This window comes from Bacillus sp. FSL K6-2819, from assembly GCF_038008305.1.
Taxonomy (GTDB): Bacteria; Bacillota; Bacilli; order Bacillales; family Bacillaceae; genus Bacillus; species Bacillus amyloliquefaciens.
Window position 1 is genome coordinate 2,660,880 of record NZ_JBBOYV010000001.1, and the last position, 20,132, is coordinate 2,681,011.

General features: G+C 47.3%; 25 protein-coding genes and 1 other annotated feature. Of the genes, 2 read left to right on the plus strand and 23 right to left on the minus strand.

The window, feature by feature from the left end; all coding sequences use genetic code 11:
* Window positions 1–65: 65 nt before the first annotated feature.
* The 7 genes from MHH91_RS13900 to nadB form a co-directional block, all read right to left on the minus strand.
* Window positions 66–542: an intercompartmental signaling factor BofC gene (locus MHH91_RS13900; RefSeq protein ID WP_038463270.1), complete on the minus strand. Its 477-nt coding sequence runs from the start codon at window positions 540–542 to the stop codon at window positions 66–68.
* 165 nt (window positions 543–707) lie between these two features.
* Window positions 708–827 (minus strand): hypothetical protein, encoded by a 120-nt coding sequence (locus MHH91_RS20850; RefSeq protein ID WP_014470775.1) that lies wholly within the window; start codon window positions 825–827, stop codon window positions 708–710.
* 124 nt (window positions 828–951) lie between these two features.
* Window positions 952–1,545, minus strand: coding sequence for a YhcN/YlaJ family sporulation lipoprotein (locus MHH91_RS13905; protein ID WP_014470776.1), 594 nt, complete (start codon window positions 1,543–1,545; stop codon window positions 952–954).
* 148 nt (window positions 1,546–1,693) lie between these two features.
* Complete coding sequence (gene safA / locus MHH91_RS13910) at window positions 1,694–2,845, minus strand: spore coat assembly protein SafA (protein ID WP_014470777.1); 1,152 nt, start codon at window positions 2,843–2,845, stop codon at window positions 1,694–1,696.
* Between the two features lie 126 nt (window positions 2,846–2,971).
* Window positions 2,972–4,075, minus strand: coding sequence for a quinolinate synthase NadA (nadA, locus tag MHH91_RS13915; RefSeq protein WP_340978117.1), 1,104 nt, complete (start codon window positions 4,073–4,075; stop codon window positions 2,972–2,974).
* Window positions 4,075–4,923, minus strand: a complete 849-nt coding sequence (nadC, locus tag MHH91_RS13920) for a carboxylating nicotinate-nucleotide diphosphorylase (protein WP_014472144.1) — start codon at window positions 4,921–4,923, stop codon at window positions 4,075–4,077. Before nadC ends, nadA begins: the two co-directional genes overlap by 1 nt.
* Window positions 4,920–6,470, minus strand: coding sequence for an L-aspartate oxidase (gene nadB, locus MHH91_RS13925; protein WP_014472145.1), 1,551 nt, complete (start codon window positions 6,468–6,470; stop codon window positions 4,920–4,922). The genes nadC and nadB overlap by 4 nt, the downstream gene beginning before the upstream one ends.
* A gap of 105 nt (window positions 6,471–6,575) precedes the next feature.
* Between nadB and MHH91_RS13930 the strand changes: the two genes are divergently transcribed.
* Complete coding sequence (locus tag MHH91_RS13930; protein WP_013353051.1) at window positions 6,576–7,727, plus strand: IscS subfamily cysteine desulfurase; 1,152 nt, start codon at window positions 6,576–6,578, stop codon at window positions 7,725–7,727.
* Window positions 7,724–8,266 carry a transcription repressor NadR gene (locus MHH91_RS13935; protein WP_013353052.1) on the plus strand — a complete coding sequence of 181 codons (543 nt, stop codon included), beginning with the start codon at window positions 7,724–7,726 and terminating at the stop codon, window positions 8,264–8,266. Before MHH91_RS13930 ends, MHH91_RS13935 begins: the two co-directional genes overlap by 4 nt.
* Window positions 8,267–8,292: 26 nt before the next feature.
* Here MHH91_RS13935 and pheA read toward each other — a convergent pair whose 3' ends face one another.
* The 16 genes from pheA to MHH91_RS14015 form a co-directional block, all read right to left on the minus strand.
* Window positions 8,293–9,150, minus strand: a complete 858-nt coding sequence (pheA, locus tag MHH91_RS13940) for a prephenate dehydratase (protein WP_013353053.1) — start codon at window positions 9,148–9,150, stop codon at window positions 8,293–8,295.
* Window positions 9,151–9,165: 15 nt separating this feature from the next.
* A complete protein-coding gene (gene thrR / locus MHH91_RS13945; RefSeq protein ID WP_007408173.1) occupies window positions 9,166–9,609 on the minus strand; it encodes a transcriptional regulator ThrR in 444 nt (147 codons plus the stop codon).
* Window positions 9,610–9,662: 53 nt separating this feature from the next.
* Window positions 9,663–10,949 carry a GTPase ObgE gene (gene obgE / locus MHH91_RS13950; protein WP_013353054.1) on the minus strand — a complete coding sequence of 429 codons (1,287 nt, stop codon included), beginning with the start codon at window positions 10,947–10,949 and terminating at the stop codon, window positions 9,663–9,665.
* Window positions 10,950–10,980: 31 nt separating this feature from the next.
* Window positions 10,981–11,559: a sporulation initiation phosphotransferase B gene (locus MHH91_RS13955; RefSeq protein ID WP_013353055.1), complete on the minus strand. Its 579-nt coding sequence runs from the start codon at window positions 11,557–11,559 to the stop codon at window positions 10,981–10,983.
* Window positions 11,560–11,875: 316 nt separating this feature from the next.
* Window positions 11,876–12,160: a 50S ribosomal protein L27 gene (gene rpmA / locus MHH91_RS13960; protein ID WP_003152662.1), complete on the minus strand. Its 285-nt coding sequence runs from the start codon at window positions 12,158–12,160 to the stop codon at window positions 11,876–11,878.
* 12 nt (window positions 12,161–12,172) lie between these two features.
* Entirely contained in the window at window positions 12,173–12,514 is a 342-nt protein-coding gene (locus tag MHH91_RS13965) for a ribosomal-processing cysteine protease Prp (RefSeq protein WP_038462961.1), read from the minus strand.
* A 2-nt stretch (window positions 12,515–12,516) separates the two neighbouring features.
* Entirely contained in the window at window positions 12,517–12,825 is a 309-nt protein-coding gene (gene rplU, locus MHH91_RS13970) for a 50S ribosomal protein L21 (protein WP_003152660.1), read from the minus strand.
* Between the two features lie 13 nt (window positions 12,826–12,838).
* Window positions 12,839–12,912: a sequence feature (ribosomal protein L21 leader region), on the minus strand.
* A 58-nt stretch (window positions 12,913–12,970) separates the two neighbouring features.
* Window positions 12,971–13,837, minus strand: a complete 867-nt coding sequence (locus tag MHH91_RS13975; RefSeq protein ID WP_013353057.1) for a site-2 protease family protein — start codon at window positions 13,835–13,837, stop codon at window positions 12,971–12,973.
* Window positions 13,830–14,633 (minus strand): M23 family metallopeptidase, encoded by an 804-nt coding sequence (locus MHH91_RS13980; protein WP_013353058.1) that lies wholly within the window; start codon window positions 14,631–14,633, stop codon window positions 13,830–13,832. Before MHH91_RS13980 ends, MHH91_RS13975 begins: the two co-directional genes overlap by 8 nt.
* A gap of 128 nt (window positions 14,634–14,761) precedes the next feature.
* Entirely contained in the window at window positions 14,762–15,565 is an 804-nt protein-coding gene (minD, locus tag MHH91_RS13985; protein WP_003152655.1) for a septum site-determining protein MinD, read from the minus strand.
* A 2-nt stretch (window positions 15,566–15,567) separates the two neighbouring features.
* Window positions 15,568–16,248, minus strand: coding sequence for a septum site-determining protein MinC (gene minC / locus MHH91_RS13990; protein WP_013353059.1), 681 nt, complete (start codon window positions 16,246–16,248; stop codon window positions 15,568–15,570).
* A gap of 53 nt (window positions 16,249–16,301) precedes the next feature.
* Complete coding sequence (mreD, locus tag MHH91_RS13995) at window positions 16,302–16,820, minus strand: rod shape-determining protein MreD (RefSeq protein ID WP_014470782.1); 519 nt, start codon at window positions 16,818–16,820, stop codon at window positions 16,302–16,304.
* A complete protein-coding gene (mreC, locus tag MHH91_RS14000) occupies window positions 16,817–17,680 on the minus strand; it encodes a rod shape-determining protein MreC (RefSeq protein WP_013353061.1) in 864 nt (287 codons plus the stop codon). The genes mreD and mreC overlap by 4 nt, the downstream gene beginning before the upstream one ends.
* A gap of 30 nt (window positions 17,681–17,710) precedes the next feature.
* Window positions 17,711–18,724, minus strand: coding sequence for a cell shape-determining protein MreB (gene mreB, locus MHH91_RS14005; RefSeq protein ID WP_013353062.1), 1,014 nt, complete (start codon window positions 18,722–18,724; stop codon window positions 17,711–17,713).
* A 91-nt stretch (window positions 18,725–18,815) separates the two neighbouring features.
* Complete coding sequence (gene radC / locus MHH91_RS14010) at window positions 18,816–19,511, minus strand: RadC family protein (RefSeq protein WP_013353063.1); 696 nt, start codon at window positions 19,509–19,511, stop codon at window positions 18,816–18,818.
* Between the two features lie 31 nt (window positions 19,512–19,542).
* Complete coding sequence (locus tag MHH91_RS14015; RefSeq protein ID WP_013353064.1) at window positions 19,543–20,112, minus strand: Maf family protein; 570 nt, start codon at window positions 20,110–20,112, stop codon at window positions 19,543–19,545.
* Window positions 20,113–20,132: the final 20 nt, after the last annotated feature.

The following is a 20,132-nucleotide window of genomic DNA, read 5'->3' on the forward strand; positions in this document are numbered from 1 at the left end:
GTATGTTCGCTTTGACACTTTTCATTCAGAAAAAAAAGACATGTGTAACATGTCTTGCGTCAAAGTCAGCCGCTGTAAGTCTTAATATGATCGATCACGCTCTCAAACTCCGCTTTTGTCCTGTACGGTATACCGTGTTCCAAGTGCTTTTGCAATCGGCTTTCCAGCCGCTCTAAATCAATCTGAAAGAAAGACTGGATCGGTTCCGCCAGCGATCCGGGACGGCCGTGAAAAGTGGAAATGACGCCCCCGTCTGTGACACCGATATAACCGTTTACTTTACTGAGCGGAGAAATATCATCAACATGCTTACGGAAAAGGACGAAGCCTTTTTTTTGCTCAACGAGCGTCCAGCCGGCATATGCGGCCCAAAAGTCCTCCATCGCCAAAACGGTTTCATCCGTATGCTCAATGCCGACATCACCGTCCAGATAGACCTTCTCCAGCTGGACATGCACCCGAAGCGGCCCGTAATGCTCAACCTCTGCCCCGTATGCGGCGTTTCCTCCGCAAATCAGGACTGCTGCTGATAAGATAAGCATAATCAAAAGACGCACACCGCAAATTCGTTTCACCAATAACACCTCTTTATTCAATCAAACTCTTGATGCTAGTTTGACCAAAGATGCCGGTGCTTAATCGTTTTCTTTCTATTGTCTGTTTCAGCCGAAAAAAACAGCCCTCCAAACGGAAGGCTGCCCCGATGATTAAGCCCGGCTGGCTGAAATCAGTTTCATTTGTCCGGGCGTCAGTTTGAGGCGGTATCCTCTTACAGTCAGATACACAGTTTTTGTCCCGCTGCTATTGTCATGCTCTGTTTTTTTCATCCCGGCCCCTCCGTTACGTTTTATATTGTTTTTATGATAACAGCGCAATATAAATAGCGTTTTAAAAATATGTAAAGAAATGATGAAAAAATACTGCCGGATGGAATCATCCGGCAGTCTAAGTCTAACGGCTGTTTTTGTTCATGTCTTGAAGCTTCGTAAAAGTCGCGTTATCGGTAAACACTTGAATTGTGCGGCCGTCCGCGAATTTTTTGGCTGCATGCTTGACATGTTTATCATCATTTTTTGTAAATGGATGATTTGTTCTGACAGCAATGACGACTCTCGTGTCAGTCACGATAACCTGACTGTCCTGTACGCCTTTTACTTTCTTCACGCGGTTTGCAATTTTTGCCGCCATTCTGATGTTTTCGGCATTGTCGTACCCATTATAAGACATCGCGGCCGGCGGCGTATTGACGTTGCGGCCGTTGTATGTGCCGTCCGTTGTTAACGGAACCCCGTTATTCGGCGTATTTTGGTAAGACACGTTTGTCGTATTTCGGCGGCCGTTTCGGTTTTCCATCATTTCAGAAACAGGTCCTTGATGGTCCATGCCGTACTGGCGTCTGCCGTTATCATTATCATTTGAATAATACCCGACCGGACGTGTTGTCTGATTGTAGCGTCCGTCATTCATGGCATTATTTGCTCCGCATGCCGTTAAGCTTGCCGTCACGGCTAAAACGCCTGCGATCGTCATCAATTTTTTGCCCAATGGAAAAACCCCCCGTGGATTCATCGCTGTGTGAGCGTTTTTTCGCTCATGTTTAGGATGTGCGGCCGACGGCGGGTTTAAGCTTGTCAGTTATGACCATTCCACATTTGGACATAAAAAAGGGAACGACATACATCGTTCCGAAACATCAATCTTCTTCTTCCTCCGGCCGTCCGAATACTTGATTTGGACTCGGCTGATTAGGCGAGACATTGGGATTTGCTCCGCCGTAAGGCATAAAATATCCGGCATTTGCCCCCACATTCGGAAATGGCTGCACAGGCATATTTGCGTGATGATGATGAGACCCGTGGTGATGATGGTGATGATGTGAATTATCATGACAGCCGCAATCATCATCCTTATATTTTCCATCGTGATGAGGCGCGTTTGCGTGATGTGACGGATATCCGCCGTAATACGGCATGTGAGCGTACGAAGCACCTCCGAAACCGCCATAATGCTCTGCGTTTTCATGAGCCTGGTTTTCATATTCACCATAACCGCCAAATCCCGGATGGAATCCGTACGAATATGGCATCGGCATTACCGGAAAGCCTCCAAAACCGCCGAAACCGCCGCCTACCGGGAAGAACGGGTGGCATAATCCCGAACCCGGCAGCATCGGCGTCACCGGAACCGGACAAGGACAAGGCATGCACGGCATCGGGTAATGCATAAACGGTTCAACGGCCGGCATATTCGGAAACGGGACATTCGGAATGTTTGGCATATTCGGCAGATGATAAGCGGCGTTTTCTTCTTCCATCTTTCCGACTTCAGGCGCCTTTGGCATATTCGGGTAATTCGCGTTTTCCATGTTGATCATTGCCTCCTGTTGTGGAATGTTATTGTCATACTCCTTCTCTTTCGGCTCGACAAAATGAGTCACCGGTTCCTCCGGCTTAGGAGGCGACCACGGCTGAAACAGCTGATTGGACGGATAATGTTGATTCATATCAGCTTCCGGCAGCACATTTTCATGTTTTTCAGGGATCGGCGGCACATACGGAATTGACGGCTTTGGTTCTTCCGCTATGGTGTCTTCGATGTCCACAACTGATTTCGGTTTTTCTTTAGCATATGGATGCTCATGCTTATGCGCAGACGTTCCGAAGTTTGCTTTTGGTTCTTTTCTGACCGGAACGGCTTCTGAAGGCACCTTTATCTTCATTCCAGGCATAATTAAGTCTGGATTGCTTAGCTGATTATTCAATTTTTTTAATTCTTCAAAATCAACTCCGTATTTTTCAGCTATTTTCCAGAGCGAATCGCCTTTTTGAACGATATGAATTTTCAACGTTTTCCCCTCCTATGCACAAAACGTGAACGGTACATTTGTCATTACAATACGTTTCTTCACACTATATGCAGGCGAGCTGGGCATGATGATAAAAAATTTGGAAAGGAGGGGAGTTTTTTATTTTTACGTATGGCTCAGCATTCTGTTTAAAGCACGAAGCGCTTCTGTCCGAACCGCTTTCGGCACTTTAATGACACCTTTCGGCTCGCCTTTTTTAAGCTGCTCAAGCGACCACAACAAATGCGGAAGGTCAATTCTGTTCATTGTCAGACACGGACACATATCCGGATTCAGTGATTCAATCTGTTTATCCGGATGCGAGTGAATGAGGCGCTGAACAAGATTCATTTCCGTGCCGATTGCCCACTTGCTTCCCGGTTCAGCCTGTTCAATCGTATCAATAATGTATTTGGTAGATCCGCTGTCGTCACTGAGCGAGACCACTTCCCGCGAACATTCGGGATGAACGATAATACGGATGTCAGCATCCCGCTGCCGCAGCTGAGAGATATTTTCCGCTGTAAACTTTTCATGTACGGAGCAATGTCCTTTCCAAAGGATGACCTTAATATTTTCCGGGTGATCAGTAAGCAAACGGTTCTGCGTCGGGTCCCATACGGCCATTTCTGTCAGCGGAATGCCGAGGTCATAAGCTGTATTTCTGCCTAAATGCTGATCCGGCAAAAATAAAATTCTTTCTTTTTGTTTAAAAGCCCATTTCAGCACGCTCCTGGCATTCGAAGAGGTGACGGTCGCCCCGCCGTGCCGTCCGACGAATGCTTTAATTTCCGCCGTCGAGTTAACATATGTTAACGGAATGATGGTGTTACCGTACAGCTCTTGAAGCTCTTTCCATGCTTTGTCCGTCTGCTGTATATCTGCCATATCAGCCATCGAGCACCCGGCGCGCATGTCGGGCAAAATGACGGTTTGGTTATCATCGGTCAGCATATCAGCCGTTTCCGCCATAAAATGCACGCCGCAAAACACAATGTATTCCGCATCTTTATTTTTTTCGGCCACTTGGGCAAGCTGCAGGGAGTCACCAGCCGTATCGGCGAATTGTATGACTTCATCTTTTTGATAGTGATGTCCCGGAATGAACAGGCGCTTTCCGAAGGACCGTTTAATTTCGGCGACCCGCTTCTCCATTTCACGGGTGCTCATGTTTTTATAATGGCTCGGCATCATTTCATCTGATGCAGTTAACACGTCAAAAATAGACATTATGAAAAATCCCCCTGTTCTGTCGCGACATCCATGCTGATATCGGCGCTTTTTACTGAATGAGTCAGAAATCCCAGTGAAATATAGTGTACGCCTGTTCCTCTATAATCGGGCAATGTGTCCAGCGTTATGCCGCCGGATGCTTCCGTTTTGATATGGCCCGGTGTCATGCCTGCAAAACGCCGGACGGTCTCTGGCGGGCAGTTGTCAAACATAATAACGTCTGCGCCTGCGTCTATTGCCTCCAGCAGCTGTTGTTCGGTTTCAATTTCCACTTCTGCCGCAAGCATCTGCCCCGCCGCTTTTCGCGCCCGCTCCATCGCCGCTTTTATCGATCCGCAGGCGGCAATATGATTATCTTTAATCATGATGCCGTCATATAAGCCGAAGCGATGATTACAGCCGCCTCCGATTCGGACCGCGTATTTTTCCAGCATTCTGAGCCCGGGTGTCGTTTTTCTCGTATCGCAAAGCTTAATGGACGGATCATCAAGACGCCTTTTGGCCTCATCCGTCATTGTCGCAATGCCTGACATTCTTTGGATAAGATTCAGAATGACCCGTTCTCCCGTTAGAAGAGCCGCCGCCGGGCCTTCTATTTCAGCGAGCACGTCTTCTTTTTTCATCCGCTCTCCGTCTTTTTTCAGGGAACGGATGCGGATGTCATTGTGTAAAAGCCCCCATCCTTCACGGATAACGGCTTCCCCGGCAAACACGCCGTCCGTTTTTGCGATGATCTTCGCCTTACAATGCTCATCAGAAAAAATCGCTTGTGACGTCACATCACCCGTTCCGATATCTTCCTGAAAAAAACGTGTCAGCATTTGTTTCAGCTGCAGAATGTTCATATTTCCCCAATCCCTTCGTTTTTTCTGATAACTGTTCCTGATGTTGAATGAATGATTTGTTTTCCGTGCCACTTTTTCTCTGCCCCGGGAAAATCAGCGCGATAATGAGCGCCTCTGCTTTCTTCCCGGATAAGAGCAGAGGACACGACGAGTTGTGCAGTCTGCCATAAGCAGGATAGTTCGGCTTGTTCTATTGTGATATCCTTCACATTTATATGATGCACAGATACTTTGTTAAGCCAGGATGCCAGCGCCTGCATGTTTTCTTTCTCCCTGATGATGCCGGCTCCGCTTGTCATTTTGGCTTGGAGCATGTGAAGCGTTGTATCCGGCACTTGTAAGATGACGTCAGATTTCTTCGAAGCTTTTTGATATCGTCCATTTAATGGCGTTTGCGTGATATGTTCAGCACATCTTTGTCCGCTTGCCAGCGCTTCCAGAAGTGAGTTGCTCGCAAGGCGGTTTGCCCCGTGCAAACCTGTACAGGCGGTCTCGCCAATGGCATAAAGATCAGGCACAGACGTTTTTCCCCATGTATCGGCTCTTACTCCTCCCATTAAAAAATGCATTCCCGGAGCTACGGGAATTCCGCTTTCAATATCAACACCCGCTGATTTACAAATGCCTGATATGGTCGGAAAGCGTTTGTTAAAGTCAGCTATGCGGCTGCAATTCATAAAAACGGGGTTTTCTTTCATTATTTCTTCAAAAATCGCCCGTGACACGACATCCCGCGGCGCCAAATCTTCAAGTGCGTGTCTGCCCGCCATGATCCTGCGGCCGGAGCGATCCGTTAAATATCCGCCTTCTCCCCTCACTGCTTCAGAAATCAGCCCGTACGCAGTCCCGCTTTTCACAAGGAGGGTCGGGTGAAATTGGGTGAACTCCATATCTGTGATCTCGGCTCCCGCACGAAAGGCAAGAGTGATGCCGTCGCCCGTTATGGAGGAATCATTTGTGTGATACTGATACAGACTGCCGCAGCCGCCTGATGCCAGCACTACACAATCTGCTCTTCTGTAAGAAACTGAACCTGAAGCATCCTTTACGGCAACGCCTGCGCACCGTCCGTGTTCAATCAAAAGATCAACCGCCGTTTCGTGTTCAATGATCCGGATTCCGTCCCTCAGCTGCTGAAGCAGAAACCCGACCAAAATCCGCCCGGTTGCGTCTCCCCCGGCGTGAAGAATCCTTCTTTTGGAATGAGCGCCTTCCCTGCCGAGACAAAACGTTCCGTCTGATTTCATATCAAATGGAAATTGATCTTCTATCAGCCTGTTTATCATACTTTGTCCGCTTTGCAGCAAATGCCGCACGGCTGTCACGTCATTGTGCCCGCATCCCGCATACAGTGTATCGTTTACATGGGATTCAATGGAGTCATCTGTTGCGTATGAAACGGCAATCCCGCCTTGAGCATAATGCGAATTGCTGTTCGTTACGTTTCTTTTCGTAATGACGGTCACTTGGTATGACGGAGGAAATGAAGAAGCACAGGCGAGGGCCGCCGTCCCCGAACCAATGATGATAATTGTTTTTTCAGACATACATCACCCTCCTGTTTTATTTACACCTGTCTTGACACCTATATTTACACAACGATAAAATAAACTCAAGCTTTTTTTAACAGAAACGGATAGGAGACGGCCTGTATGATTTATCTTGATTACGCGGCGGGAACGCCATTAAGCAAAGAAGCCGCTGAAGTCTTTCAGCAGCTCAGTACAGAGGTATACGGAAATGCAAGCAGCCTTCATGACGCCGGGGGAAGAGCGGCGGATGTGCTGGAATATTGCAGACAGTCTGCAGGAAGATTGATCGGCGGTGCGGCAGACGGCATTTATTTTACAAGCGGCGGCACGGAAGCGAACATTCTGGCCGTCCAATCATTGCTGCATGGTCTCCCCGCAGGCAAAAAACATTTTATTACGACCGCAATGGAGCACCATTCGATCCATAATGCCGCGGCGTTTTTAGCTGATCAGGGCATTGACGTCACTGTCATTTATCCCGACAAAAACGGCCTTATAACCGAGGACATTCTTGCGGCTCATGTGCGTCCTGACACGGGGCTCGTTTCCATACAGCACGCCAATTCAGAAACCGGCCTCATCCAGCCTGTGGAACGTCTGGCCGCTTTTCTCCATCAGAGAAACATTTTTCTTCATTGCGATTGTGTTCAAAGTTTCGGCAAACTGCCGATTGATGCGGATCAGGCGGGAATCGACGCCCTTTCCGTCTCCGGCCATAAAGTATACGGCCCGAAAGGCACCGGGGCTGTTTACATTCGGCCCGGCATCAGCTGGAAGCCGGTTTATCCGCATACCGTGCATGAAAACGGGTTCAGGCCCGGTACGGTGAATGTGCCGGCTATCGGCGCTTTTACCGCGGCTGCGGAGTATGCGGTGAAACACATGGAGAAACACCGTGAGCACGCTGACAGGCTGAGGAATTATTTTTATGAACAAATTCGGCTGCAGGGCCTTCCCATTTCATTTTCGGAGGAAGAAACCGGCGGTGAATGCCTGCCCCACATCATCGGGTGTTTTTTTCACTCCTTTGAAGGACAATATGTTATGTTAGAATGTAATCGTAACGATATTTGCATCTCAACCGGGAGCGCATGTTCCGCAGGCAGTCAAGGCCCTTCTTCAGCTATGAAGGCGCTGAGGAAAACCGAACGGGAAGCGCGGCAGTTTTTCCGGATCTCATTCGGAAATGAAACAACATGTGAACAGCTTGATATGCTGATACATACATTAACGGCGCTATGGGAGCAAAAGAAAGGAGAATCAGCAATTTGACAGAAGGAACGAAGCTCACGGGGGCGAAAAGACGCGACATGCTGCTTCTTTGGCTGAAAGAAGCCGGCTCACCATTAACAGGGGGCGAATTGGCCAAAAAAGCAAATGTCTCAAGACAGGTGATCGTGCAGGACATATCACTCTTGAAAGCAAAAAACGAGCCGATTATCGCAACAAGCCAAGGCTATTTATACATCAGCATGAACGCCGGCAGCGAAAATCATGTTGAACGGATTGTTGCCTGTCTGCATGGCCCGGAGCGAACGGAAGAAGAGCTTGAACTCATTGTCGATGAAGGTGTCACCATAAAGGACGTCATCATTGAACACCCCGTATACGGCGATTTAACCGCCGCCATAAGAGTGAGCACACGGAAAGAAGTCAAACAATTCATGAACCACATTAACTCGACAAATGCCGCGTACCTTTCACAACTGACCGAAGGCGTGCATCTCCATACGTTAAGCGCACCGACAAAAGAGCGGATTGACCAAGCATGCCAAGCGCTGGATGAGGCAGGGATATTAATAAAAGATTAAAAAAAAGCCCTCTGAAAGGGCTTTTTTTATATGGAATAGGATTGATATGTTCCCAGAAGCTTGACCCGGCAGCCGAGGGCTTCCATCTCTTGAACGGCACCGGGAATCAGCACCTGATCCATCGCCTGTTCAATATCAATAATAAAGAAATAGTTGCCGAGACCCGTTTTTGTCGGGCGCGATTCGATCTTTGATAAATTAAGGTTTCTCCATGAAAAAGCGGACAGCACCCTGTGCAGCGCGCCTGATTGGTCATCTTGGGGAAGCGTCACCATCATCGTCGTTTTCGGCCGTGAAGACAGTTTCGCACTCACTTCAAATGATACGTCTTTTTCAGGTGAAAGAATGACAAATCTCGTGTGGTTATCCTGATAATCCTGAATGTCCCGCCTCACGATGCTCAATCCGTATGTAGCGGCCGCCATTTCATTTGCAATCACGCCGATCGGAAGTTCCGGGTGCTCACTCACATACTTAGCAGCCGCACCGGTTGACTTCGCATACTCATAAGGAACGGCCGAAAAATGCCGGTGAAGAAATTTGTGGCATTGCGCAATCGCATGTGAATGAGAATAAATTTTCTCAAGCTGTTTCCACTCATTTTCTTTCGAAGGGTGAACGAGCAGGTGCTGGTGGATCGGCAGCGTCATTTCCCCCACGATCGCAAGGGGCTGCTCATGAATTAAGTAGTCAATCGTTAAGTTAACAGAGCCCTCCAGCGCGTTTTCCAAGGGAACAAACGCAAGATCAACTTCTCCCGCGACCGCCGCATCCATGCATGCCGGTATTGTATGATAAGGTGCTTGTGTCACGCTGTTTTGAAAGCAGGAACTGACTGCTAGATGTGTAAATGTGGCTTCTGGCCCTAAATAACCGACTTTCATGTTTCTCTTCTCTCCTTACGCGCCTGACCCTAAGATCTCAACTTTTTCTATAAAATCAAATTTTCTCAGTTTATTCATTAACGTATGAATGTTTTCTTCCATTGCGGACGTGCTGATTGAGAGCGTGACATTTGCCCTGCCCTGAAGCGGAATCGTCTGGTGAATGGAAAGCACGTTGCTTCCTGAGTCAGCTACCGCCTGCAAAAGCTGTGATAATGCGCCTGACCGATCCTCCAAATGAAAGAAAAGTGTGATTATTTGTTCTTTAACCATGGTGTAAAAAGGGAAAACCGCATCTCGGTATTTGTAAAAAGCGCTTCTGCTTAAATCGACTTTCTGCACGGCATCTGCAACTGATTCAGCCTTTTTTCTGTCCAGCAGCTTTTTGACTTCAAGGGTTTTCCGCATCGCATCAGGCAGAACGTCTTCACGCACTAAATAAAATGTCTCTTCTTTCACCTGCACCCCTCCCTCTTACATCAGAGAGCCTGCATCGCAAGCTCTCCGTCTTTTTAATCAATAAATTCAAATTCAAATTCAAGAAGCCGGATGATATCGCCATCTTTAGCACCGCGTTCTCTGAGCGCTTCATCAACGCCCATTCCGCGCATCTGTCTTGCAAAACGCTTGACGGATTCGTCACGGGAGAAGTCAGTCATTTTAAAGAGGCGTTCCAGGCTGTCACCTGAAAGCACAAATGCACCGTCCGGATCACGGGTAATGTTAAATGGAATTTCTTCGTCTTCCATCGTGTACATCACGCGGTTTTCCGCCAGCTCTTCTTCATCATAGAGCGGGAATTCAGGCGTTGTTTCCAGCTGGTTGGCGACTTCAAACAGAAGATCGCGAAGCCCTTCTCTTGTCACCGCGCTGATCGGGAAGACTGGGTGGTCATCCTGAAGCTTTTCTTTAAACGCTTTAAGATTTTCAGTCGCCTCAGGCATGTCCATTTTATTCGCAACGATAATTTGCGGACGCTCCGTCAGCCGCAGGTTATATTCACTGAGCTCCTGATTAATGGTCACATAATCCTCATACGGATCACGGCCTTCCATCGCTGACATGTCAATGACGTGAACGATGACACGCGTCCGTTCGATATGACGGAGAAATTGGTGGCCTAAGCCGACCCCTTCGTGCGCCCCTTCAATCAGGCCGGGCAGATCCGCCATGACGAAGCTTCTTCCGTCATCTGTTTCCACCATGCCCAGATTCGGAACAAGCGTTGTAAAATGATAATCGGCGATTTTCGGCTTTGCTGATGAAACGACAGACAGAAGCGTAGATTTTCCGACGCTCGGGAAGCCGACGAGACCTACGTCTGCAAGCACCTTCAGTTCAAGCACGATATAGCGCTCTTTTCCGGGCTCTCCGTGCTCTGACAGCTGCGGTGCCGGGTTGGCCGGTGTCGCAAAGCGGGTATTCCCGCGTCCGCCGCGTCCGCCTTTTGCGATGACGGCGCGCTGTCCGTGTTCAGTCAGATCGGCAATGACCTGTTTTGTGTCGTCATCTGTCACGACTGTACCGGGCGGAACTTTAACAACCATATCTTCCGCGTTTCTGCCGTGCTGATTTTTAGACATGCCGTGCTCGCCGCGTATCGCTTTGAAATGCCGCTGATACCGGAAGTCCATAAGCGTGCGCAGTCCTTCGTCCACCTCAAAAATGACGTCGCCTCCATTGCCTCCGTCACCGCCGGCAGGACCGCCTTTCGGCACGTATTTTTCACGGCGGAACGCAACCATTCCGTTACCGCCGTCGCCGCCTTTTACATATACTTTCACCTGATCTACAAACATAATATCCTCCGTTCTAAACCGTAAAAAACCGCTAGTTCATTCCAATTTCGGCCACACATTCATGGCCGGTCAGCTCAAATTGCATGACATCAAAGTCCTCATACCGCGATTTGCGAAATTCATCAAACACATCTGCATTAGCAATCGTTCCATGAAAATCGAGATATACAATAAGCTGTCTGTCAGGGTGATCCGTCTGCAGCGATACGGTCAGATGATTTTCACTTTCATTGCTTACCGCCAGCCCGAACAGATGAAACAGTTTTCTCATCAGGTTCGACAGCTTTTGATCATATGCCGATAAATCTTTTATTTCTCCGAGCACTTCGTATTCGAGCCTCATATAACGGGACTTCCAATTAAATGTCAAAAAGTCAAACGCCAAGTGCGGGGTTTTCAGGTTTGAGAGCTTTGATTCGTGTTTTGCATCTATGACCATTTCGTCAATTATTTCAACGACCCTGTCATACTTCTGCAAACTTAAGTTTCCTTTTATCAGCTGCAGCTTATTCATCCAATCATGACGGAAATGACCCATTAATTGGATCAGCTCATTGATCAGAGCCGCCTCGCTTACAGGTTCTTCTTGTTTCTTCGATACATCCTTCATTTTCGCACTCCCAATCGTTTAATTTCTTTTTAGGAGTCTTGATAAGTGTGTACTATGAATTATAACAGAGAAGGCTTTGTTAGAAAAACACTTGTTTTTCCTGGTTCATCATGTTCCTTTTTCGGATCGCATGCATGCGGATGCCAGGCAGAAACATTTTTGGTATCACTGCTTGGGGAACATATCCAGTGGGTATGAGAAGCTGATGTCCTCATTCAAGGCGGGGTTCACTCACGCGTCCTCTGCTTTTCATTCTTGATGTTACTCCGCTTACTGCAAAAAAAACTCCAGTCAACGACCGGAGTTTTTTGTGTCATTATTGAGCTACAGGATATACGCTCACTTTTTTGCGGTCACGTCCGAAACGTTCGAATTTAACAGTTCCGTCGATTTTAGCAAAAAGAGTGTCATCTCCTCCGCGGCCCACGTTTTCACCTGGGTAGATTTTCGTTCCGCGTTGACGGTAAAGGATAGATCCGCCTGTTACGAATTGACCGTCTGCACGTTTAGCGCCTAAACGTTTAGATTCAGAGTCACGTCCGTTCTTTGTAGAACCTACACCTTTTTTAGAAGCGAAAAACTGAAGATCTAATCTAAGCATGTAACTCACCTCCTATATTTGGTTTGCAGTCAACCGTAAGTGTTCACTGTAATCCCGTTCGATCGTTTCAAGAGAAACAATCATGCCTTCAATCAGCAGCTGCGCTTTTTGCAAAGCTTCCTGATCAGCGGATTCAGGGAATTCAAAGTAGAAATAACCCCCGTCCTCGCCTATATCAAGAATCGGTTCGAGAGGAGCCAGCGCGATAACCGCATTGACCGCTCCGAAAACGACAGCCGTGACCCCGGCGCATACGAGATCTCGTCCATGTTCAGCAAAATCGGCATGTCCCGTCATTTCAAAGGACAAAATGCCCCCGTCATTCCGGGATCTTCGAATTGTTGCCTCAATCATGCTTACGCGTTGATTTTTTCGATTGTCAATTTAGTATAAGGCTGACGATGACCTTGTTTTTTATGAACATTTTTCTTTGGCTTGTAACGGAAAACGGTGATTTTTTTCGCACGGCCTTGTTTTTCAACTTTAGCTGTAACTGTCGCGCCTGCAACTGTTGGGTTGCCGACTTTCACGCTGTCTCCGCCAACAAACAATACGTCTTCAAACGTCACTGTTTCACCTGCTTCAGCAGCAAGTTTTTCGATGTAAACAGTTTGACCTTCTTCAACTTTGATTTGTTTTCCGCCTGTTTTAATGATTGCGTACATTCTCTGCACCTCCTATTAGACTAAGACTCGCCAGCAACAGGGGGCTTTAAAGCTCTTATCACCTGTCCCGAGCGGTTGTAGCATTGGTGCTACATCCATAACATTAAAAAATATATCAGAACCAAAAGGATATGTCAATCTATTTCTAGTAAGGCAGCAGCAGGTCTTCCATGGAGGAATCTGTCCGTTTATCGGCAAAATATGCATGAAGCACTTCATTTTCATCAAGCTGGCTGAGCTTCTCGCCGGCTTTTTCAATGATAATGGGATGTTTGCAGCCCCGTTTGAATTCAGCCATGACATGCTTTACTTTGGCATCGGCCGCGACCGTCAAAGGATGCAGCATGGCGACATCGCGGTTTTTGCCGTAATATCTCTCTAAAAGAAACCTCAGCTGAATATAATGCCGCTTTCGGTATTCATCCCATAAGGAAGCCGCGAGAAAGACGAACAGCACCCATGCACTGACCTGCAGGGGGACGGCCAGTACAATCCAGCCGCAGAGCAAAAGCGCGGAAACGGCCGAAGTCTGCAGGCTGAGGAGATGCGCTTTTTGAAAAGCCATTTGTTTAGAAAAGTATAAGAACACGAACTTTCCGCCGTCAAGCGGCCAGATCGGCAACAGATTGATCAAAAGAATGGAGAGATTATAAAAGGTAAACATCTCAAATGTCTGCTGACTTGCAAAGCCGGAGATGAAAAGGAGCCAGGCTGCCGCCTGAAGCCACACGTGCTGAAGCGGGCCCGCCAGAATGACAGCAAATTCTTCTTTCAGCGGCCGGTTTCCGTGCTCTTCCACCTCAACCGTCCCGCCGAAAGGGAGCAAAAAGACGCGTTTAATGCGCCACGAAAAAAACACAGCCAGAGCAGCATGCCCCAGCTCATGAACGGATACGACCAGCAAAAGACACAAGAGCGCTTTGATGTGCCCCGTCAGAAAACCAAGCCCCATGATAATCCAAAGAAAAGGATGGACATGAATTTTGAAAAGAAGGCTGAGCCATTTATTCATCAAATGTGATCACCTGGATCGGATCTATGAATTTATCGCCATCCTGAATCGCGAAATAGTACTGGCCTTTACCTTTATCGCTGAGCTTGATCGAACCGATCTTTTTCCCTTTATCGATAAAGTCATACAATGATACGTTAACATCTTTGAGCCGGCCGTAAATGCTGCTGGTATTGTCGGCATGCTGCACCTTAACCGTCAGCCCTGTTTTTTTATCTTTGCTCACTTCCATAATGTACCCTTCTTTTACGCTGTCAATGGCTTCACTGGCCGTTTCGACAACGACGCCTTCTCCGTTATTTTGAAAGTTCTGCTGGATTTTCCCCGCGGCAGGAACGGCCATCTCCTGGCTGACCGCCACCTGACCGTCTTTCTTTTTTGTTCCCGGAGTGAGAAATGCGAGCGGGTTTCCGAAGGAGGATACAAACCAATTGTTTACGGCAGCAAACTGAAATTCTTTTTGAAAAGTCTGTGCGATCGCCGGTTTGATCTGACTCAGCGGCTGTTTGTCAGTTTTATAGGCGATAGCGGAAACCAGCACGAGACAGGCGGCCAGCAGGCATTTTAAAATAATAGAATTAGCGCTGATCAATGGATGCCGTCCGTTGAATTCGGGCGGATGTTCCGTTTGATATTCATAGTTCGGAAGAAGCCCGTGCTTTTCCTGCTCCTTGGACGTCTGCCATGCGGGAGGCTTCTGCGTCTGGGCGTTATGCACGAAAGTCCGTTTTGATTCTGGGCGCGGTTTTCTCCTTTTGGCCAGTCTTTTTCTAATTTCATCAGCTCTGTGACTCATCGCTATCATCCTTTGCAATCGTTGGGTTTGTACATCCTATGCCTTGTCCATTGCAAATATGCGCCCTGTTGAAAAACAAAAAAGACCTGATAAGCTGGGCTTCATCAGATCTTTGTATTCTAGTATATTTATGATCGCACGCCGAAAAATGACTTAATTTTCGCCATCATCCCTTTTTGCTGCTCTTCAAGCACCTGCAAAGGAACGGATTCTCCTAAAATGCGCCGGGCGATATTGCGGTAAGCAATGCTGGCGCGGTTTTTGGAATTCATGGCAATCGGTTCGCCGATATTTGAAGCTCTGATCACTTCATCATCGTCAGCAACGATCCCGAGGAGATCAATAGACAGATGATGAACAACCTCATCCACATCCATCGTATCACCGTTTTTCACCAGGTGATTTCTGATGCGGTTGACGATGAGGCGCGGCGGTTCGATATCTTCCTGCTCCAAAAGTCCGATAATGCGGTCAGCGTCCCGCACTGCTGATATTTCCGGCGTCGTCACCACAATCGCCTTATCAGCTCCGGAAACGGCATTTTTATAGCCTTGTTCAATTCCGGCCGGACAATCAATAATGACGTAATCAAATTCCTGCTTAAGCTCCTGCACAAGCGATTTGATCTGCTCAGGGACAACAGCCGTTTTGTCGCTTGTCTGGGCAGCCGGCATTAAATGAAGCAGATCATCAAAACGTTTGTCTTTGACAAGCGCCTGATGCGTCTTGCATCTGCCTTCAATTACATCTACTAAGTCGTAAATAATTCTGTTTTCAAGACCCATTACGACATCAAGGTTGCGCAGTCCGATATCTGTGTCTACCAAACAGACGCGCTTCCCTAAAATGGCTAAGGCGGTACCGAGGTTTGCAGATGTTGTTGTTTTACCTACTCCGCCTTTTCCCGAAGTTATTACGATAGCCTCACCCAATTTCACATTCCTCCCTCAAGCCTTGTTAGATCAGGTCTTAAATGAGCCAATTGCTGAAGGCGTTCAATGACCATATTTCCGTCAGTATCTAAATAAGCACATTCCATGTCGTTCCCTTTTTGAATGTGGTCTGGGGAGCGATTTAACACGTGATTGATCCTCAATTGTGTCGGCATCATTTCGGATGCGGCGATCACAGCCCGGTTATTTCCGTTATAACCCGCATGGGCAATCCCTTTTAATGAACCGAGAACAAATATATTTCCTCCGGCTCTGATCGTACCGCCGGGATTCACATCTCCGATTAAAAGCAAATCTCCCGTGACATGAAGCACCTGACCTGAACGGACAATTTTAGAAACAGAAACAATTTCCTGCTCCTCTTTCATCCGCTTCGCTTCTTCTTTGGCGATGACTTCACTGTCAATTGAATGCACGACTAAATCTTTCTTTGACGCGATCAGTTCAGTAAGCTGCTCTGCCTGTTCCTGATACAGATACCGATGCCCGAGTTTAATATGAACACTGATTTTTTGGCCTTTGCCATCAGTATATTGTTCAATTGACAGCATATTTTGAAGACCATCAAGTAGCTCATCAAAAGAACACGCATCATCAAGATGTAATGTTAAGCCGTTTTTTGTTCCTTTTATTGTTACATATTGCTGCTTTTTGGTCTTCATCAATGTTCACCTCAACAACATACTCTTTTCGTCAAAAAAAGATAAAATCCTTTTTACTCATCTCTTAATTCTTTCTTCAGACTTATATAAAACAGCCTAAAGGGCAGGACTAATATAATGGCTCCCGCAATATTCAGCACAGCAGTCGGCAAAAACCGCTGAATGACAAAATCGTTAAACGTCATTGTACCGCTGCGGATTAACGTCTGAATGCCGTAGACGTAAAATTCAAGCACACATACGCTCAGCACAGCGACCAGAATGACCATCAGGGCGTTTGTCTGCAACACCTTAAACGCTTTGGCCGCCAGGTAGCATAAACCGGCAAAACCAAACATATAAACGCCTAAAACACCCGTATAATTGATGTCATAAAGGAGTCCGAAAATGAAACCGTAGATCACCGCATGCTTTTGGTTGATATAAGCGGACATAAAAATCAGCGCGAGCAAAAGAAAGTGCGGAACGACCTGCTGCTCGTCGGAAACGAACGGAAAATGCACCAGATCTGTATAGATGCTTTCCGCACAAAAGACCACAATCATAATCAAAGGGAGAAGGAAACGTTTCACGATCCTTCCTCCCCTGTTGCTACGCTTCGGTTCACGACGATGACATGGTCGAGATCATACAGATCCGCAGCCGGTTTAACGTAAGCGATTTTCGTCAGGCCGTACGCATCCGATTCTACATCTGTTACTTCACCGACCGTCAGCCCTTGAGGAAATACGCCGCCCGTTCCGGAGGTTTCCACAAGGTCGCCTTTTTTCACTTCACGTTTGTCATCCGGTTCAAGGATGGTCATTTTGAGAGTCTGCTTCTTTTTGTCATACCCCTCAATTAAACCGTAGCCTTTGCTTCCCTTTTTGCCGGAGATTTTGGTGGCCACTCTGTTATTGCGGTCAACATCGCTCAGCAGCTGAACGGCGGATGTGAAACTGTTGAGTCCGCTGCTTTTGATCTTCCCGACAAGCGCACCCTTTTCGTTTGTGACAGCCATGTCCTTGGCCACTTTCTGCTTCGTTCCCTTATTGATCATGATCTGCTTGTACCATTGATCAGGATTTCTGGCGATAACGGTCGCTAAAATCGGTTCATAGTCGGAAATCGACTTGACATGCCCGAGTTCATCACGCAGCTTCTTGTTTTCATCTTTGAGTTCTTGGAGCTTCGCTTCATATTGCGTCTGTCCGTCCAGCTTTTGTCTTAAGCGTTCGTTTTCTTTGTACGTGTTTTTCAGGTCTTTTATGTCCCCGAAGAACCCTGCAAAATATTCGGCAGGCGTGTGAAAAATATTTTGAAATACTCCCGTCGTATCACCGATCAGCTTTTCAGGCCAGGTGGTATTACGGCCGTTCTTCAGCGAGAATCCAATCATAGCCACCAATATGATAATACACAGAAGTAATAGCATTAACCGTTTATTCGGCATCGTGATACACCTCTTCTATTTAACTCCTGATTATCTTGTTTTTCCTTTGAAAAGATGGATGTGCTCCAGTGCTTTTCCCGTGCCGATCGCAACACAATCCAGCGGATCTTCAGCGATAAGAACAGGCATTTTCGTTTCGTCGCTGATGACCTTGTCGAGATTGCGGAGCAGGGCGCCTCCCCCTGTTAACACAATACCTCTGTCCATAATGTCAGCGGCCAGCTCAGGCGGTGTTTTTTCAAGCGTGCTCTTCACCGCGTCAACAATTGAGAGAACTGTATCACGTAGCGCATTTGCAATTTCAGTTGCCGTAATTTCGATCGTTTTCGGCAGACCTGTCAGGAGATCGCGGCCGCGGATTTCCATTGACGTATTTTCTTCACCGGTTTCCGCTGAGCCGATTTCCATTTTAATGGCTTCCGCAGTACGGTCACCGATCATCAGATTATATGTTTTTCTGATATAGCTGATGATTGAGTCGTCCATTTCGTCACCGGCTACGCGGATTGACTGAGACGTGACAATGCCTCCTAAAGAAATGATCGCCACTTCAGTTGTTCCGCCGCCGATATCAACGACCATGCTGCCCGTCGGCTCCCATACCGGAAGATTCGCGCCGATTGCTGCCGCAAACGGTTCTTCAATCGGATAAGCGTCACGTGCGCCAGCTTGTCTTGTCGCGTCGATAACCGCCCGTTCTTCAACGGCAGTAATACCTGACGGCACACACACCATAACGTACGGCTTTCTCGCAAACAATCCTTTATTTTTCACAGCCTGATTAATGTAGTATTTCATCATTGTCGCAGTTGTTTCATAATCAGCGATAACGCCGTCTTTCATCGGACGGAGCGCAACCACGTTGCCCGGAGTTCTTCCGATCATGTTTTTAGCATCGTTACCGACCGCAACGATTGATTTCGTATCCGTTTGCAGAGCAACCACTGACGGCTCTCTCACTACGATTCCTTTACCTTTAACAAACACAAGCGTATTCGCAGTTCCCAAATCTATACCAAGGTCTCTTGTACCAATTCCGAACATATGTATGTATCTTCCTTTCTTAAAGCAAAAATACCCTAAAGGGAAAAACTCATAAAATCTATTATATCTTAAATCAACGAAAAAAAAAGTGTTACAAATATCCTTTTTCCTTTAAACTCACAAATTTTTTGTCACCAATGACCAAATGATCCAGCAACTCGATGCCGATTAAATTTCCGCACTCAAAAAGCCGTCTAGTTACTTCTATATCTTCCCTGCTCGGTGTGGGATCTCCTGAAGGATGATTGTGAACGCAAATGAAGGACGCGGCGGATCGTTTGAAAGCTTCTTTAAACACCTCCCGCGGGTGGACAATAGATGAATTCAGACTTCCGATAAAAATGGTGCGTTTATGAATGACTTGATTTTTGGTATTTAAATATAAACAGACAAAATGCTCTTGGGATAAAAAGCGCATATCCTCCATCACATACTTCGCCCCGTCTTCGGGAGAACGGATGACGCAATGCTCTCCGGCGGATGTCTTATGAATACGGCTCCCCAGCTCAATTGCAGCAAGGATCTGAACGGCTTTCACCGTGCCGATTCCGGGGATGCTGGAAAGCTCCTGGGCAGAAGCGCCTTTTAACAGGCGCAGCCCGTCAAACGTCCGCAGCAGCCGGTGAGAGAGATTCATGACGGACTCATGTTTCGTTCCCGTCCTCAGCAGAATGGCGAGCAATTCATTGTTAGAAAGATGTTCGGCCCCGCAATGCAGAAGCCGCTCTCTCGGTTTTTCTTTTTCGGGGAAATCTCTTAATTTTAACGGCAGATCACGGATGATCAACCCCTCCTTGTTCCCCTTCCCGGTTTGAACATCAAGCTTTTATATTAAATTCTTTCAGGGCTCTCATTGTTTTAGCGACAGGCAGCCCGACGACAGAATAGAAATCACCGTCTATTTTTTTCACTAAAAGCGCGCCTTTTCCTTGGATGCCGTATGCACCTGCTTTATCCATCGGTTCTTTTGTTTCAATGTAGAGCTGTATTTCGTCTTCACTGAGCGGCCAAAATGTCACTTCCGTCTTGTCACAGAACGTTTCTTTCCGGTCATGCGTCTGAATGCTGACCGCCGTAATGACTTGATGGCTTCGGCCGGAAAGCCTCCGCAGCATGTGTGCCGCTTCTTCTCTGTCACGCGGTTTGCCGAGGCATTCACCGTCTATGCACACCATCGTGTCAGCCCCGATAACGACTGCATCGGGATTTTCGGCCAATACAGCACCGGCTTTTTGCTCGGCCAAACATTGGACGTTTTCTTCCGGCGAAAGGTTTCGATTTAATTTTTCATCTGTGCGGCTCGCAATAATGCTGTAAGGAATCTGAAGAAGATTAAGGAGTTCTTTTCTTCGCGGAGATTGTGATGCGAGTATTAAGCGTTTTGTCATGATTGTCATCCTTTCAGGGT